The organism is Bacillus cereus group sp. N11 (assembly GCF_016483605.1).
GTDB lineage: Bacteria > Bacillota > Bacilli > Bacillales > Bacillaceae_G > Bacillus_A > Bacillus_A toyonensis.
This window is the reverse complement of record NZ_JAEHBN010000001.1, coordinates 456,480-473,068: the sequence shown is the minus strand read 5'-3', so window position 1 is coordinate 473,068 and position 16,589 is coordinate 456,480. Positions and strand designations below refer to the sequence as shown.

The following is a 16,589-nucleotide window of genomic DNA, read 5'->3' as shown; positions in this document are numbered from 1 at the left end:
GTGAAAATGGATTTTTATAATAATAAAAGATAAAAGCAATGCTACGGTTAGTTCAAATGTAGCACTGCTTTTTTATATAGTTAAATATATGTACTCAAAATCTCCCCAGGCAATCCATCAATCTCGCAAACTTTTTCAGATGTAAAACCGAAGTTTAATAATATTTTACGAGAGGGGATATTATTCGGATCAATAATTGCTTTTAATACGTTTACTTCTGTTTGCTTCGCTATATGCATTAATTCCTTTGCAATCGCACTACCATATCTCTTTCCCCAGTATCCTGGCAAAATCATATAACCAATTTCAGCCTCTTTTTCATTTTCCTCACTGAGTGTAACGTGTCCAAGGCCGATATATTCATTTGTAATAGAGTCATACACTTTATAGGAGCCAAATAGCCGATGCTTTTCGTTGCGCTTTAACAATTTTTCAAAGTCATTTTGTGCCTCATCTAACGGAATGGCACGCTCGGTAATTTGCGCCATCACTTCTTCATTTGATACGAGTTGGAAATATTGATTGAAATCTGTTGCTCCATATTTAGTAAAATATAGCTTTTGCATAATATTCCTCCAAACCAATTTTTATTTGTTCTTCAGAAAAGAAAAAGTAAGCTAAATCGTAATTTCAATTTGATTACCTTCCGGATCGCCTATCACACTTTCGTAATATCCATCTCCAGTGAAACGAGGTCCACTTAATAAAGGGTAACCATCATCTTGTAATGTTGTAGTAAATGTATTTACACGTTCTTCACTACCGACAGAAAAAGCCATATGTGCATAGCCAGTTATATGAAGGTTAGGCTGGTTTTCTATACCTTTTTTACGCATTAGTTCGATCCTTGCTCCAGATTCGAACGTAATAAAATAAGATTCAAATTGTTTCGCTTCATTATGATATAAAGAGTTTGATTTACTGTTAAAGTATTTTATATAAAAATCACGCATTAATTCTAAATCATTTACCCAAATTGCGATATGTTCAATTTTCATAGGTTCCACCAATCCTATCTGTACTAATTAGGCTTTCACTGTATAAAAACTGTATTTATATTACAAGGAATTTGATTTGGCAAAAAAGATAATTTTTAATTTTTAGTTGTGTCCGTACATACAATGTGTAATTAAGTGAATGACTTACATAGGAATTACAGAAAAGGGTGAATGAGGCTTATGAGTCAATTTGAGCAAATGATGTATGTTGGTGTCATTATGTCTATTGTACTTTCCGTAATGATATTGGGGTCTGTATATTATAATCCTCGTCTATCATTAAATGATTATCCGAAAGATATTCAAAAGGTAGTTTTTCCGAAATCAATTCATGAAAAAAAGCAAACGATTTACTTTAATATTGCATACAATATAATTCTTTTCGGTACTCCTTTCGTTTCTACATATATACTACATCAACAAGAAAAATTATTGTATATTGAAGCTTATTTACATACTTTAGGCATTTTAATGATCTTCAATTTAGTAGATTTAATTATAATTGATTGGCTTATTTTTTGCTGGATTACTCCGAGGTTTGTTGTTATTCCTTGTACGGATGGGATGAAGGGATATAAAGATTACATGTTCCATTTAAGAGGGGCTATAGTCGGTACTTCATTTTTAGCAATTGTAAGTTTATTTCTGGCAGGAATTGCAACGACTATTTAGTAAAAAGAAAAAGGATTAGAAACATTTATATAAGATAAAGAGATTGATAATTTATAGAATTAAAAATGAGAATTTGATACTATTGGAGTAAAGGGTTTTAATAACGGTATATTAGGCGGTATAAATATATCGTTGCAAATGTTTTGATATTCCGTGAAATTACCTAATTTTATGGGAGCATTTCATAAAACCCAAAAAAAGCAATGGAGGCTAATATGAAAAAAATAATTGGCGCAGCAACAGCAACAGTTTTTGGATTGGGGGCTTTTACTACATCTGCTATCGCAGAAACGATCGTAACAGCGGATGTACTCAACGTACGTGAAAAGCCAACTACGGAATCAAAAGTTATCGAAAAAGTAAAAGAAGGACAAAAGTTAAAAGTAATAAATACCGAAGAAGGATGGTCAAAAATTGATTTAAATGGTAAAGAATTGTTTGTAAGTTCGGAGTTTACAAAAGATATTTATCATGTAACAGCAAACTTGTTAAATGTACGCTCTGAAGCAAACACAGAATCAGAAATTCTTGGTAGACTGAAAAAAGATGATGTAATTGAATCAACGCATCAAGCAAAAGACGGATGGCTACAATTTGAGTATAAAGGAAAAACAGCTTATGCAAATGTTTCTTTCCTATCAAGTACAGCACCAAGTGAAAAGAAAACTGGAGAGAAAACGAAGCAAGTAGCGAAAGTACAAAAAGCGGTAAAAGCTAAGGAAGAAGCCAAAACGCAGAAAGTAGCAAAAATACAGGAAATAGCAAAAACGAAAGAAACAACAAAAGTGCTGGAAGAAGTAAAAGTACAAGAAGTAGCAAAAGGTAAGGAAGAAAAGAAAGCGCAAGAAATAGCGAAGCCTAAAGAAGAAACAAAAGTACAAGAAATAGCGAAGCCTAAGGAAGAAGCAAAAGTAAAAGAGGTAGAAAAAGTTAAAGAAGAAGCGAAAGCACAAGAAATAGCAAAGGCTAAGGAAGAAGCGAAAGTACAAGAAATAGCAAAGGTTAAGGAAGAAGCGAAAGTACAAGAAATAGCAAAGGCTAAGGAAGAAGCGAAAGCGCAAGAAATAGCAAAGGCTAAAGAAGAAGCGAAAGCACAAGAAATAGCAAAGGCTAAGGAAGAAGCGAAAGCGCAAGAAATAGCAAAGGCTAAAGAAGAAGCAAAAGCACAAGATATAGCAAGGGCTAAGGAAGAAGCGAAAGCGCAAGAAATAGCAAAGGCTAAGGAAGAAGCGAAAGCTCGAGAAATAGCAAAGGCTAAGGAAGAAGCAAAAGCAAAAGAAATAGCAAGGGCTAAGGAAGAAGCGAAAGCTCGAGAAATAGAAAAGGCTAAAGAAGAAGCGAAAGCAAAAGAAGAATCTAAAAATAACACACAGTCTGCTAAACGTGAATTAACGGTAGTAGCGACAGCATATACTGCTGATCCAAGTGAAAATGGTACATATGGTGGACGCGTTTTAACTGCGATGGGGCATGATTTAACGGCTAATCCGAATATGAGAATTATCGCAGTTGATCCGAAAGTAATTCCTTTAGGATCTAAAGTATGGGTAGAAGGTTATGGAGAAGCCATCGCTGGAGATACCGGAAGTGCAATTAAAGGTAATCGCATTGATGTTTTAATGGGGTCAAAAAGTAAAGCTATGAATTGGGGAAGACAAACCGTTAAAGTGAAAATTCTATAATATATATAGTTATCTAGATAGAAGTCAGTTCTCTTTATTGAGGCTGGCTTTTATTTTTTGAGTTAGTGTGATTCATTGAGAAATTGACAAGAACAGTATGATGGCAACGAAGGGTTAATATATAATGAAATATATAAATTAAATTATTTGCTAAGCACTTTCACTCATATTCGTGTAATTAAGTTCAAAGGATAGGTGTATTGTATGAAAGAAGTAAGAGAAATTATTGAAACAAAGAAACAAGGTGTATTTGAATTGTATATAAAAGAAACCGAAGAAAAGTTAGGTGTTGTTTTCCCGGCACAATATAGAGATCTTTTTAAATTAGTAAATAACGCTGAAATAGGGGAATGGATATTATATCCTATTAAAGATAATAAAAATGTAGCAAAAACTTGGGACGATGTAGTTAGACAAAATATTGAGTTGAGAGATGAATATATATATGAAGACCTTATAATAATTGGTGACGATGGTTCAGGGGATAAATTGTGCTTTAAAATACATAACGGAATAGTTTGTGATGAAATATATATTTGGTATCACGAAGATGCGGAAATGGAAGAAATAGCCCGAAATTTAAAAGGATTTATTATAGAAACTATGCAGGAAGACGATGCTTTTTAGTGTTAATTAATATTATATGGTGGATCACATTTATATAAAGCGAGGATGGAATATGACAACGGAATTATATGGCGCATATTGCAATGAAAAGAAAGGGTATAGAGTAATCGAAGGGAAAGATTTGTATAATCATTATTTCGGCGATCAAGATTGTCATTTACCAGTATGTAAGTTATGTGGTGAGAAGATGCACCAAATCATTTGTTTTGATTTGAATGATGAGCGGCTTGCTGAACTTAAAAGTGGAGAACTAAATATTTTACCATTAGTTTCATGCTTGAATTGTGCAATGGTGTGGGAGCCACAATATTTCCAATTAAGTAATGGAGGTAAAACAGTTCAAATTATACGGCAAGAAAATACAGAAGAATGGGTAATGGAAGAGGAAGATAAGCTTCCAGTTTCATTACCAAAAACAACTGTAAAGCTTATAAATATGAAAAATGAAGATATACCTACTGATGAGGATAGTTACTGGGAAGCTTTTGACTTGTTCGGTTCAGAATATGTTTGTAGATTATTAGGGGCACCATTATATGAAGATCTTCCAGAGGATTCTGCATGTCCAACTTGCTCTAAAGAAATGAAGTATGTTGCTACAATTACACAAGATATTAAGGAACGGAAACTTATTTCAGTAGTTGATTTCCAGTTCGGGGAAATGAATATATATTTTTATTTATGTAAAGATTGTTCAATTATAAAAACCGAAATATAAAGTACATAACGAAAATAAGACTGACATATTCTGTCGGTCTTATTTTCGTATCGCAACATCATTAAGAATCGCATGAAATATATCTTTTTGCGTAAAAGCATCTGTAAAAACAGTCTCCCTATTCACTACAATTGTATCGTGAGGATTGTACCATTTTCGTAATGAATCCTCTCCAAACTCAATTCGTTTTTCTCTTGTATTATGGCGTCTGATCGTTTCCTCTAATGATAAATCGAAGTAGTATGTATACGCGTTTCCATCAAAGTGGTGTATTAATTCTTTCAGCATATTACCGTATCTACGACTGTTTAAAATACCTTCTAAAATAACAAATTCACATTTTCCTTTTCCATACTTTGTAATTTCAAATAGTAAATCATGAGATAAGTTACCCATTGTGTCGTGAACTTTTAGCATATCTCTACGCACGACATCTTGTGAGACTAATAGTGTACCTTGCCCGAAATGTTCTTGCAGTTCCTTTGCGATTGTTGTTTTGCCACTTGCGGAGTTTCCTCGAAGGATAATTAAAGTTGATTTTTGTATAGGATTAGACATCATATATTTCCCCCAACATCTTTGATTGTATAGAAAATTTTATCAAATAAAGTGAGGGAAGTGTATAATCAATATGATAGAAATAAAAAAGGTGAGAGCTAGATGGAAGATACATTAAATAAAGTGCAGCCGATTTGGAATTGAATTTGGTTTCGGTATTTAGGGGCATTTTTAATTGTACAATTCATTTTTATTATTTGTGATGTTACTGAATGGAAACCAAACTTTAGACTGGGCGGAGAGTTTTTTAATAGAATTTTACATTCTCAATTTTTCACGGAATGGTTCACACCATATAAAATCTCGCAATTGAATGTATTTACAATATTTTTTGCGATAACATTACTACCATATGCACTAGTAGGTGCAAGTAAAGATGTAATAGTAAAGAAAAATATACAAGAACAATAGAGGTGTCACATGCTTTTTCAAAAAGGAGATTTATTGGTTAGGTACGTAATAGAAGATGACGCACCTATCATGTCTAAATGGTTAACAGACCCAGAAGTTTTGCAGTATTACGAAGGACGCGATAATCCGCAATCTGTAGAAATGGTGCTTACTCATTTTATACATAATCCAAACAGCCATGAAAAAAGATGTTTAATAGAATTTGATGAAGTGCCAATCGGATACATTCAAATGTACCAAGTTGATTCTGAATGGAAAGCGTTATATGGATATGAAGAATCGCAAAATGTATGGGGGATGGATCAATTTATCGGAGAACCGACCTTTTGGGGAAAGGGAATCGGAACAAAACTCGTTCAAGCAGCGATTACATATATTGTAGAGAACGTGGGGGCGGAAGCAATCGCAATGGATCCAAAAGTAAATAATGAACGTGCGATAAAGTGTTATGAAAAATGCGGATTTAAAAAAGTGAAGATTTTAAAGGAACATGAACTGCATGAGGGGAAATTAGAAGATTGTTGGATGATGGAATATAAACAACTATAGTGAATATCCAATGGCCTATACAAACAAAGGGGATGAGCGAAATGAAAAAAGCATTAATAGTAATTGATGTACAAGCAGGTATGTATACAGCAGGAATACCAGTACATAATGGGGAAAAGTTTTTAGAAACATTACAAGAACTCATTGAAGAATGTCGTTCAAATGATATTCCGGTTATGTATGTCCAACATAACGGGCCAAAAGATCACCCGTTAGAAAAAGGGACAGATGGCTGGGAGGTGCATGCGGCAATTGCACCAAAAGAGGGTGATAGTATCGTTGAAAAGACGACGCCAGATTCATTCCATAAAACAAACTTAAACGAAGTGTTACAAGAAAAAGGAATTGAACATGTTATTATTTCAGGCATGCAAACAGAGTACTGTGTGGATACGACAACGCGCAGAGCATGTAGTGAAGGGTATAAAGTAACGTTAGTAAGTGATGCACATAGTACATTTGATACAGATGTGTTACGTGCTGAAGATATTGTGAAGCATCATAACGTAGTGTTTGGAGCGTTTGCTGATGTTGTGACGTTAAAAGATTTGAAAGTGGCTGCCTCTAAATAAGAGGTAGTTTTTTATTTGAAGATAACATATCAAATATTGTTGGTAAGTCTATATCATTTCATGTACCGAAATGATAGTACAGAAAAAGGAGCCCACATGATTAAAAAGGGAGCTCCTTCATCAAAATGTTACTTCTTCTTATCTTTATCCAATACATTCTGTTCTTCAGCAAACTCCGTACCATATGCAAATCGGCGATTAATATGAATATTATCGTTGTGATGTCTTGTGTGTGAGTTAGAGAAGCGATGTACAATTACTTCTGATAATGTGAAGACAATCGCTGAAAGGATACTCCCCCATGCAATTTGCATGTAATTGTCTAATAAAATATTTCCGAAAATCCAAACGCTTAAATACGCTAATAAGAAATCTGTCATAATGGCACCAGTATTGCCAATGCGATTTAAAATAATTTTATCAACGAACATATAAGATACGATTGTCACAAAAAGACTGAATGAAATAATTTGGACGAACGTTGCAGGGAAAAATAAAGCTAGTCCGATACTAAATGCGATAATGCACGATATGAATTTGATAAGTACTACAGTAAAACCATTCAATAGTTACACCTCCGATTTATACATAGTTTTGCAATAAATTCAGGAGTTCATACATTGTAACTAATATATTTAAATAAAACTTTTTCATGTTCGAATTTATGTCTAAATATTAAAAAAACAACAAAAAAATGTTATAGTAAAATGAGAGTATATGACATTTTTAGGTAAGGGGTGAATCCAAATGTGGATTACTTCAGAAGTAGAAATTCCAGATGAGTTAATCGATCATCTTGAACAAGGAAAGTTAGTATTGTTTGTTGGAGCGGGAGTTTCTATGAAAGGGAAATCAAACTTACCGAATTTTGATGATTTAGTTGATGAAATTGCAAAAACTTTATATGTCGAAAAGCGTGAAATAACAGAACCTCATGATTATTATCTTGGTAAAATTGCGAAAACAAAAGATGTACATCAAGTTGCAAAAGATCTAGTTCATATAGAAACATCAAAACCAAATCCGCTTCATTTTGCAATTCCGAGGTTGTTTCCTTTAGATACAGAAGTTCGCATTGTAACGACGAATTTTGATCGACATTTTACAACTGCGATGAACGAAATGAATAGAGAATTAAACGTTTATTATGCACCTGCTTTACCTACAGGTAGAGCGTTTAAAGGGCTCGCTTACATACATGGAAATATAGAACAAGAAAAGGAAGCTTTAATTTTAACAGATGGTGATTTTGGAAGGGCTTACTTAACGGAAGGATGGGCGAGAAGATTTTTAGTTGATTTATTCTCCAATTACACTGTTTTATTCGTTGGGTATAGCCATAATGACCCAGTAATGAAATATTTAGCAACTGGTTTACCACCAAGTACAAGGCGCTATGCATTTGTCGCACAAGGAGAAAATACGTATCACTGGGAACATTTAGGGATAAGGCCGATTGTGTATCCGAATAAATCAAATAATCATCAGTCCCTCGTCAAAGCGGTAAAACGCTGGGCGGAATTAATGGGGGATAATTATATTACAAAAAGAATGCGTATTCGTGACATTGTAACAGTGCCACCATCAGTAGAGCAGGAACAATTATCCTACATAAAACAGTCCATTAAAAAAATTGAAACTGTTCGATATTTTGTTGAATTTGCCCGAGATTATGAATGGGTGGAATGGCTTGAAGCAGAGGGGAAATTACGAAATTTATTTTTGCTTACGTCAACCTATGATGAAGTAGATGAATTGCTTGCAGAATGGTTGGTGGAACAATTTCTTTTTAGTCATCAGAAAGAATTATTTCAATTGATTTTTAAAAATCATTCTAAAATATCCCCGTTATTATGGAGAACAATTTGCAGCTATTTAAACGAAACGAAGATCAAGATGGACCCGTTGTTGTTTGCAAGATGGACACTCCTTTTATTAGAAACAGCTGAAAAAGATAGTAAATCTATAGAAAAAATCTCTTACTTATTGCAAAAGTGTTCTTTTCCTGAGCATAAAGAAATTGCTTTATTGTTACTAACGTTTATTTTGGATGGAAAACTTAAGTTGAAGCGTGAAAGAAAGTTAGGAAATGATACACAAGAATCCATTGAACTTGAGGAATCGAGTCGGTTACCGGTGTCTACATTTTCTCATGTGGAGCAAATTTGGAATGAGAAGATGAGACCGCATATTTCTTATTACGCAGTTCCCATTTTGATGATGGGATTAGAGAAGATGCGAATGTTGTCATTAAGACAAACGGCACTGAAAAAAAGAAATAAGGAAAATGTAGAGAAAGAGTTTCATCAAAATGACCTTGCGTTTTTAATTCAAATTGTAAAAGAGTGTTTAATCTATTTATGTGAAAACAATGAGAAAAAAGCGAATTATTATATTACAGAAATGATAGAAGCAAATAGTTTGCTTCAAAAGCGAATTGCAATTGATGCGATGAATAAAAATTTATTTGTTAGCGTAGATGATAAAATGAAATGGTTGTTACAGGAAGGGCTTCTTTTAGATGTCACATATAAACATGAGGTGTTTCAACTTTTAAAAAATCATTACGTACATTCTTTAGAAAAAACAAAGGAAGAAGTCATTCAAACTGCAATGAAGCACCTTGCAGAGGAGAGGGCATTTGATGTTTGTTTAGTCTTAGATTTATTATTCACTTGTGATTCAAATAGTCCATCAACAGCACAAGGATACGAGCTAATGAAACAGAAACATCCGCATTTTCATTCTGATCGATACAGTGTACCTAAAAAAAAGGCTATCGAACAAAGTATTACTTGTAATGTAACTGCCGATGGATTACTGCAGCTGAAAGACGATGAAATCATGAACCAAATTCGGCAATTTTCGAATGACGGTGTTTTTGAACAACGTCATTTTTTAGAGATGTTATCAAAGGCATGTAAATTGAATACAGAGTGGAGTATTTCATTTGCGTACCAATTAATAGGCATGCATGAAATAAGTAACGAAGTGTGGTTTGTTTGTATTAGAGAGTGGCGAAATAACCGGAGACTGACAAATGGGCAAATCCAAAAAATTATTCCGCTGTTACAGAAATTTGTTAGAAACACTGCGTTTCATTGGTTAATTAGTAGTTTTCTATATGAGATTAGTAATCGATTAGAAGAGTTAGAGGAGAATAGTATACGGTTTGTAAAACGTTTTGCTTTTTCGGTATTTCCTCAAGTTATGAAAAGCGATACAGATTTTAAGATTGGAAAACAAGACTTTTATAATGAGTCGATTCAGCATCCTGTTGGAAAAATGACAGCTGTATTATTAAAACTGTTATCATATGATCATTTATACGATCGCAATGTGTATGAATATTTATTTTTATTTGAAGAACAAGTAAGAGTAAGTTCTGAACGGACAAACTTTATGTTTGCGCGTTTAATAGCAGATATTACATTTTTATATCATATTGAGAAACAATGGTGCCGAAAATATTTGTTACCTTACTTAGAATTAAAGAAAGAAAATGAGATTACGAAATATGCTTGGGCAGGTCTATGTTATACGCAAATAAATTTACCTTTATTTACTGAAATGAAGAGGTTTATTAAGTATGCAGTAGAGCATTTAGAAGTTTTACACCCGCATACGAGGGAAGCTTTCTTGAAGTGGCTTAGTTTTGTATTTATAAAATGTGTGCTGTATTGGGAACAAAAAACAGATTGGCTATATCCGTTGCTTATACGAGAAAATGAAGAGAATAAAATTAAATTTATGCAACATTTATGCTATTACGTTAAAACATTAAGTGTAAAAGAACAACAAAAATTTTGGACAGCTTGGCTCAGTATATTTTTACGAGAACGACCAAAAATGGGTGAGATAACAACGAGAGAATATGTAATGATTTTACGTACTATTTTATACATGGATGAGATTTTAGAAAAAGGATTACGTATTATGTCGCGTACATTTATAGATGTAAATGGAGAATGTGCAGGAGAGGAAATGAAACAGTTATTTATTGAAATGCTTGAAAAGAAAGAGAGTATGAAAGCGTATAAAGAAATGTATGCAAATGTGTTTTTTACATTACTGCAAACACGTCAGGAAGCTGATTTTCTTGAAAATGAAATCATACAAATAAAAAAACGATTAGCCCAGTTTGAAATAGAAAAACACGTATTAAACTTAATAGAAAATGAGATGATTCGCATCGGAATTGTAATGGGGAATTTACAAGAAGAAATATAGGACGAAAGTGGAATTTTAAAAAATATATAAAAAACATATTGACAGTGTTTTGAAAAGCGTTCTATAATACGAATCATACTTATTCAATTTCAAAAACATTTGAATAAACAAAGTGCAATGAAGAGATCACAGTAGTGGTTAGTCTTACTGTAACAGAGAGCTGGTGGTTGGTGTGAACCAGTACAGGGATAATCATGAATTACAGTCTTGGAGCATCTTTTTCGTAGTAAAGATAGGATTGTCTTTATGAAGAAAGAGCGGTCAATTGATCGTTAACAGTGAAGAGAGGTAGACGGAAAGTTAGTCTACAACTAGGGTGGTACCGCGATAAATATCGTCCCTACTGATTTATTCAGTAGGGACTTTTTGTATTTTAGTGGTCCAACTTGAAAATAAAATAGTCATGCATTGAAAGGAAAAGCAGTAGTTGTTGTTTCCCTGTAACAGAGAGCTGGTGGTTGGTGCGAACCAGTACAAAAACAAGAGCGAATTACAGTCCTGGAGCATCTTTTTCGTAGTAAAGATAGTATTGTCTTTATGAAGGGAAAGACGGTCACATTGATCGTTAACAAGGAAGAGAGGTAGACGAAAGAAGTCTACAACTAGGGTGGTACCGCGATAAATATCGTCCCTACTGATTGGATCAGTAGGGCTTTTTTGTACAAAAAAAGTGGTTTTCAGCTAGTAGATAGTGTCTTTGTGGTAATTATTAGTTTAAGATAAGAAGAGGTATCGATTCCACTTAAAATTTGTATAATTAACCAGTTCAGAAAATAGAGAATTTTTCATTCTCTTACTATATTTAAAACATTAGAGGAGGATTTTCAAATGGCAAATCATGAATTAGATCAATTACGTAAACAGGTAGATGAAATTAACCTACAACTATTACACCTTTTAAACAAACGTGGTGAAATCGTTCAAAAAATCGGGGAGCAAAAGCAAGTACAAGGTACGAAACGCTTTGATCCAGTACGTGAGCGTGAAGTACTTGATATGATCGCAGAGCATAACGAAGGACCATTCGAAACGTCAACAGTTCAACATATTTTCAAAACAATCTTCAAAGCTAGCTTGGAATTACAAGAAGATGATAACCGTAAGGCGTTATTAGTATCACGTAAAAAGAAACAAGAAAATACAATCGTTAATGTAAAAGGTGAATTGATTGGGGACGGAACACAAACGTTCATCATGGGGCCTTGTGCAGTAGAAAGCTTAGAGCAAGTTCGCCAAGTAGGGCAAGCTATGAAAGACCAAGGCTTAAAATTAATGCGCGGTGGTGCTTTCAAACCGAGAACATCTCCATATGATTTCCAAGGTTTAGGAGTAGAAGGGTTACAAATTTTACGCCAAGTAGCAGATGAGTTCGACTTAGCGATTATTAGTGAAATTTTAAATCCGAACGATGTTGAAATGGCATTAGAATACGTTGATGTAATTCAAGTTGGTGCACGTAACATGCAAAACTTCGATTTACTACGAGCTGTAGGTAAAGTTAATAAGCCAGTATTACTAAAACGTGGATTAGCAGCAACAATTGATGAGTTCATTAATGCAGCAGAATACATTATTGCGCAAGGTAATGACCAAATTATTCTTTGTGAGCGAGGTATCCGCACATACGAAAGAGCAACACGTAACACATTAGACATTTCTGCAGTACCGATTTTAAAGAAAGAAACACATTTACCAGTTATCGTTGACGTAACACATTCAACTGGACGTAGAGATTTATTATTACCAACAGCGAAAGCGGCACTTGCTATTGGAGCTGATGCAGTAATGGCTGAAGTTCATCCAGATCCAGCAGTTGCATTATCAGATTCTGCACAACAAATGGACATTCCAGAATTCCATAGATTCATGGATGAGTTAAAAGGTTTCAAAAATAAATTATCTTAATTCCATATCATATATGCGCTGAAGAGGAAACAGTAGTGCTTATCTCACTGTTAAAGAGAGCTGATGGTCGGTGTGAATCAGTACAAAGATAAGCATGAATTACAGCCTTGGAGCATCTTTCCCGATAACTTTTGGAGGGTAAGACGGTCAAACGATCGTTAAAGAAGAAGAGAGGTAGACGATAGTTGTCTACAACTAGGGTGGTACCGCGATAAATATCGTCCCTACTGAGCGCTCAGTAGGGACTTTTTTGTACAAAAAAATAGTAAAGGGGCAAGAGAAATGAGATACATTACAGCTGGAGAATCACATGGTCCGCAGTTAACAGTTATTTTAGAAGGTGTACCGGCAGGTTTAACATTAACAGCGGAACATATTAATAAGGAATTATTAAGAAGACAAAAAGGACATGGGCGCGGAAGACGCATGCAAATTGAAACAGATACAGTTGAAATTGTAAGTGGTGTTCGTCACGGGATGACACTTGGCTCACCGATTACGTTAATCGTAAAAAATGATGATTTCAAACATTGGACGAAAGTAATGGGTGCAGACCCAATTTCAGAGCAAGAAAGTAAAGAAATGAAACGCACAATTACAAAACCACGTCCAGGACATGCAGATTTAAACGGAGCTATTAAATACGGTCATCGTGATATAAGAAACGTATTAGAGCGCTCATCTGCAAGAGAAACGACAGTTCGTGTAGCTGCTGGAGCAGTTGCGAAACAAATTTTGAAAGAGTTAGGTGTGGAAATTGCAGGGCATGTGCTTGAAATTGGTGGGGTGCAAGCGAAGCATATTTCCAACTTATCAATTGAAGAGATTCAAACGATAACTGAAAATTCACCTGTTCGATGTTTAGATAAAGAAGTAGAACAAGAGATGATGGATGCGATCGATAATGCAAAAAGTAGTGGAGATTCAATCGGTGGTATTGTCGAAGTCATTGCAGAAGGTATGCCAATTGGTGTTGGTAGTTACGTTCATTACGATCGTAAATTAGATGCAAAACTCGCTGGTGCTATTATGAGTATTAATGCATTTAAAGGTGCTGAAATTGGTGTTGGTTTTGAAGCGGCAAGACAGCCAGGAAGTAAAGTGCACGATGAAATCCTTTGGGATGAAGAAAAAGGGTACACGAGAAAAACGAATAATGCCGGCGGTTTAGAAGGTGGTATGACAACGGGAATGCCGATTGTTGTAAGAGGTGTTATGAAGCCGATTCCTACATTATACAAACCGTTAGCAAGCGTCGATATTGATACGAAAGAAGCATTCCAAGCGAGTATTGAAAGATCTGATAGTTGCGCAGTACCAGCAGCAGGTGTAGTAGCTGAATCTGTTGTGGCATGGGAACTTGCAGATGCACTAGTCGAACAATTCGGAAAAGATCGTATAGAATTATTAAAGCAAAACATTACACAACATAACAAATACGCAAAAGAATTTTAAAAAAGGTGGGTTTAACATGCAAGTAAAAGATCAACTATCATCCTTACAACCATATAAACCAGGTAAATCACCAGAACAAATGAAAGAAGTGTACGGAGATCATTCGTTTGTGAAATTAGCATCGAATGAAAATCCATTCGGTTGTTCGCCACGAGTGTTAGAAGAGTTACAAAAATCGTGGTTGGAACATGCTTTATATCCTGACGGAGGTGCTACAACGCTCCGTCAAACAATTGCAGAGAAATTACAAGTTCAAATGGAACAAATACTTTGCGGTAGTGGTTTAGATGAGGTCATTCAAATAATAAGTCGCGCCGTACTTCGAGCTGGAGATAACATCGTAACGGCAGGTGCAACATTCCCACAGTACCGTCATCATGCAATTATTGAAGGTTGTGAAGTGAAAGAAGTTGCTTTAAATAACGGTGTATACGACTTAGATGAAATTTCGTCAGCAGTTGATAACAATACGAAAATCATTTGGCTTTGTAATCCGAACAACCCTACAGGCACATATGTGAATGAGCAAAAATTGACTCAGTTCATTGAAAGCATTAGTGAAAATACGTTAATTGTCATTGATGAAGCGTACTATGAATACGTAACAGCAAAAGATTTCCCTGAGACATTACCGCTTCTAGAAAAACATAACAACATTCTTGTACTTAGAACGTTTTCTAAAGCGTACGGATTAGCATCTTTCCGCGTTGGTTATGCGATTGGACAGGAAGAGTTAATCGAGAAATTAAATGTCGTACGTTTGCCATTTAACGTATCTTCATTAGCGCAAAAAGCAGCAACGATTGCTTTTAACGATGAAGCGTTTATTGAAGAAATTGTACGTGTTAATACAGAGGGAATACAACAATACGAAAGTTTTTGTAAGGAAAACGAATTTCCATTTTATCCGTCACAAACAAACTTCATCTTCTTACCGGTAGAGAATGGTGGAGAGATTTATGAAGCTTGTGCACACGCAGGGTTTATTATTCGTCCGTTCCCGAATGGTGTCCGTATTACAGTCGGCACAAGGGAGCAAAATGAAGGAGTGATTTCAGTGTTAAAACAACACTTTGAAAATAAGAAAAATAAGTCTCGAGATGAGGCAAATGTGTAAAAAGGTAGTATTAATTGGAACAGGCTTAATAGGAGGTTCTCTCGCATTAGCAATTAAGAAAGAGCACGATGTAACGATAACAGGTTATGACATATTTCAAGAACAAGTAGAGCGTGCGAAAGAATTACACGTAGTAGATGAAGTAGCAGTAGATTTACAGCGTGCATGTGAAGAGGCACATTTAATTGTTTTTGCTTCTCCAGTTGAAGAAACGAAGAAGTTATTACACAAATTAGCGTCATTTCGTTTACGAGAAGATGTGATAGTGACCGATGTTGGTAGTACAAAAGGAACAATTATGAACGAAGCGGAAGCTTTATTTTCAAAGGAAATTTCTTTCATTGGTGGACATCCGATGGCAGGTTCTCATAAAACTGGGGTTGAAAGTGCAAAAGCACATTTATTTGAAAATGCATTTTACATTTTAACACCGATGAACCATGTGCCAAATGAACAAGTGGAAGAACTAAAAGGTTGGTTAAAGGGAACGGGGTCTCATTTTCTCGTTTTAAATACAGAAGAGCATGATTATGTAACAGGGATCGTTAGTCATTTTCCGCATCTTATCGCAGCAGGGTTAGTCAAGCAAGTGGAGAAACATGCAGGAGATAATCCGCTCATTCATCAGCTAGCTGCTGGCGGATTTAAAGACATTACACGCATTGCATCTAGTAGCCCGAAAATGTGGAGTGATATTGTAAAGCAAAATCGTGAGCATTTAATGGTATTATTAAAAGAGTGGATCTCTGAAATGGAAGAATTATATGATACTGTTTCTACTGGAGATGCAGGCGAGATTCAAAACTATTTTGCAGATGCGAAAGAATACCGTGATTCTTTACCAGTACGAAAAAGAGGGGCAATTCCTGCCTATCACGACTTATACGTCGATGTTTTAGATAAAGTAGGGGCATTGGCTCATATTACGAGTATTTTGGCGCGTGAAGAAATTAGTATTACGAACTTGCAAATATTAGAAGCGCGAGAAGGATTGCTTGGCGTATTACGCATTAGCTTCCAAAGAGAAGAAGATCGTATGAAAGCGAAACTAGCGCTTGGAGAAGAAGAATACCAAACTTATGAAACAATTTAAAT

At 35.0% G+C, this 16,589-nt stretch carries 16 protein-coding genes and 3 other annotated features; of the genes, 12 read left to right on the top strand and 4 right to left on the bottom strand.

What is annotated here, in order from left to right; genetic code table 11:
* Window positions 1-80: 80 nt before the first annotated feature.
* Both JDS98_RS02505 and JDS98_RS02500 read right to left on the bottom strand, forming a co-directional pair.
* On the bottom strand, window positions 81-566 hold the full coding sequence (locus JDS98_RS02505; RefSeq protein WP_001171007.1) for a GNAT family N-acetyltransferase: 486 nt from the start codon (window positions 564-566) through the stop codon (window positions 81-83).
* A gap of 51 nt (window positions 567-617) precedes the next feature.
* On the bottom strand, window positions 618-998 hold the full coding sequence (locus JDS98_RS02500) for a VOC family protein (protein ID WP_098711520.1): 381 nt from the start codon (window positions 996-998) through the stop codon (window positions 618-620).
* Window positions 999-1,178: 180 nt separating this feature from the next.
* Between JDS98_RS02500 and JDS98_RS02495 the strand changes: the two genes are divergently transcribed.
* The 4 genes from JDS98_RS02495 (at window position 1,179) to JDS98_RS02480 (ending at window position 4,697) form a co-directional block, all read left to right on the top strand.
* The gene (locus JDS98_RS02495) at window positions 1,179-1,670 is read left to right on the top strand and encodes a nitroreductase (RefSeq protein WP_140158476.1); all 492 of its coding nucleotides are present in this window, start codon (window positions 1,179-1,181) and stop codon (window positions 1,668-1,670) included.
* Between the two features lie 215 nt (window positions 1,671-1,885).
* A complete protein-coding gene (gene entB / locus JDS98_RS02490; RefSeq protein WP_199633518.1) occupies window positions 1,886-3,352 on the top strand; it encodes a cell wall-binding protein EntB in 1,467 nt (488 codons plus the stop codon).
* Window positions 3,353-3,556: 204 nt separating this feature from the next.
* Entirely contained in the window at window positions 3,557-3,979 is a 423-nt protein-coding gene (locus JDS98_RS02485) for an SMI1/KNR4 family protein (RefSeq protein ID WP_199633517.1), read from the top strand.
* Between the two features lie 52 nt (window positions 3,980-4,031).
* Window positions 4,032-4,697: a hypothetical protein gene (locus JDS98_RS02480; RefSeq protein ID WP_106080556.1), complete on the top strand. Its 666-nt coding sequence runs from the start codon at window positions 4,032-4,034 to the stop codon at window positions 4,695-4,697.
* A gap of 39 nt (window positions 4,698-4,736) precedes the next feature.
* Here the strand turns inward: JDS98_RS02480 and JDS98_RS02475 are convergent, their stop codons facing one another.
* Window positions 4,737-5,258 (bottom strand): kinase, encoded by a 522-nt coding sequence (locus tag JDS98_RS02475; RefSeq protein ID WP_015000635.1) that lies wholly within the window; start codon window positions 5,256-5,258, stop codon window positions 4,737-4,739.
* 141 nt (window positions 5,259-5,399) lie between these two features.
* On the opposite strand from JDS98_RS02475, the gene JDS98_RS02470 reads away from it, so the two are divergent.
* The 3 genes from JDS98_RS02470 to JDS98_RS02460 are packed head-to-tail and all read left to right on the top strand — an operon-like array spanning window position 5,400 to window position 6,787.
* Window positions 5,400-5,666 (top strand): YfzA family protein, encoded by a 267-nt coding sequence (locus JDS98_RS02470; RefSeq protein WP_223268667.1) that lies wholly within the window; start codon window positions 5,400-5,402, stop codon window positions 5,664-5,666.
* A 9-nt stretch (window positions 5,667-5,675) separates the two neighbouring features.
* Complete coding sequence (locus JDS98_RS02465; protein WP_070173368.1) at window positions 5,676-6,215, top strand: GNAT family N-acetyltransferase; 540 nt, start codon at window positions 5,676-5,678, stop codon at window positions 6,213-6,215.
* Window positions 6,216-6,256: 41 nt separating this feature from the next.
* Window positions 6,257-6,787 carry a cysteine hydrolase family protein gene (locus JDS98_RS02460; protein ID WP_000709518.1) on the top strand — a complete coding sequence of 177 codons (531 nt, stop codon included), beginning with the start codon at window positions 6,257-6,259 and terminating at the stop codon, window positions 6,785-6,787.
* A gap of 128 nt (window positions 6,788-6,915) precedes the next feature.
* Here JDS98_RS02460 and JDS98_RS02455 read toward each other — a convergent pair whose 3' ends face one another.
* Window positions 6,916-7,353 (bottom strand): YndM family protein, encoded by a 438-nt coding sequence (locus tag JDS98_RS02455; protein WP_001013100.1) that lies wholly within the window; start codon window positions 7,351-7,353, stop codon window positions 6,916-6,918.
* A gap of 181 nt (window positions 7,354-7,534) precedes the next feature.
* On the opposite strand from JDS98_RS02455, the gene JDS98_RS02450 reads away from it, so the two are divergent.
* The 5 genes from JDS98_RS02450 to tyrA all read left to right on the top strand — a co-directional run bounded on the left by JDS98_RS02450 (window position 7,535) and on the right by tyrA (window position 16,587).
* Complete coding sequence (locus JDS98_RS02450; protein ID WP_098854952.1) at window positions 7,535-11,017, top strand: DUF4020 domain-containing protein; 3,483 nt, start codon at window positions 7,535-7,537, stop codon at window positions 11,015-11,017.
* A gap of 108 nt (window positions 11,018-11,125) precedes the next feature.
* Window positions 11,126-11,362, top strand: a binding site (T-box leader).
* Window positions 11,363-11,416: 54 nt separating this feature from the next.
* Window positions 11,417-11,653 (top strand) — a binding site (T-box leader).
* A gap of 192 nt (window positions 11,654-11,845) precedes the next feature.
* On the top strand, window positions 11,846-12,922 hold the full coding sequence (locus JDS98_RS02445; protein WP_001273577.1) for a bifunctional 3-deoxy-7-phosphoheptulonate synthase/chorismate mutase: 1,077 nt from the start codon (window positions 11,846-11,848) through the stop codon (window positions 12,920-12,922).
* A 9-nt stretch (window positions 12,923-12,931) separates the two neighbouring features.
* Window positions 12,932-13,151 (top strand) — a binding site (T-box leader).
* 53 nt (window positions 13,152-13,204) lie between these two features.
* Window positions 13,205-14,377: a chorismate synthase gene (aroC, locus tag JDS98_RS02440; protein WP_097959418.1), complete on the top strand. Its 1,173-nt coding sequence runs from the start codon at window positions 13,205-13,207 to the stop codon at window positions 14,375-14,377.
* A gap of 16 nt (window positions 14,378-14,393) precedes the next feature.
* Complete coding sequence (hisC, locus tag JDS98_RS02435) at window positions 14,394-15,494, top strand: histidinol-phosphate transaminase (protein WP_001197267.1); 1,101 nt, start codon at window positions 14,394-14,396, stop codon at window positions 15,492-15,494.
* Complete coding sequence (gene tyrA, locus JDS98_RS02430) at window positions 15,487-16,587, top strand: prephenate dehydrogenase (RefSeq protein ID WP_000335164.1); 1,101 nt, start codon at window positions 15,487-15,489, stop codon at window positions 16,585-16,587. Before hisC ends, tyrA begins: the two co-directional genes overlap by 8 nt.
* The last annotated feature ends 2 nt before the right edge of the window (window positions 16,588-16,589 follow it).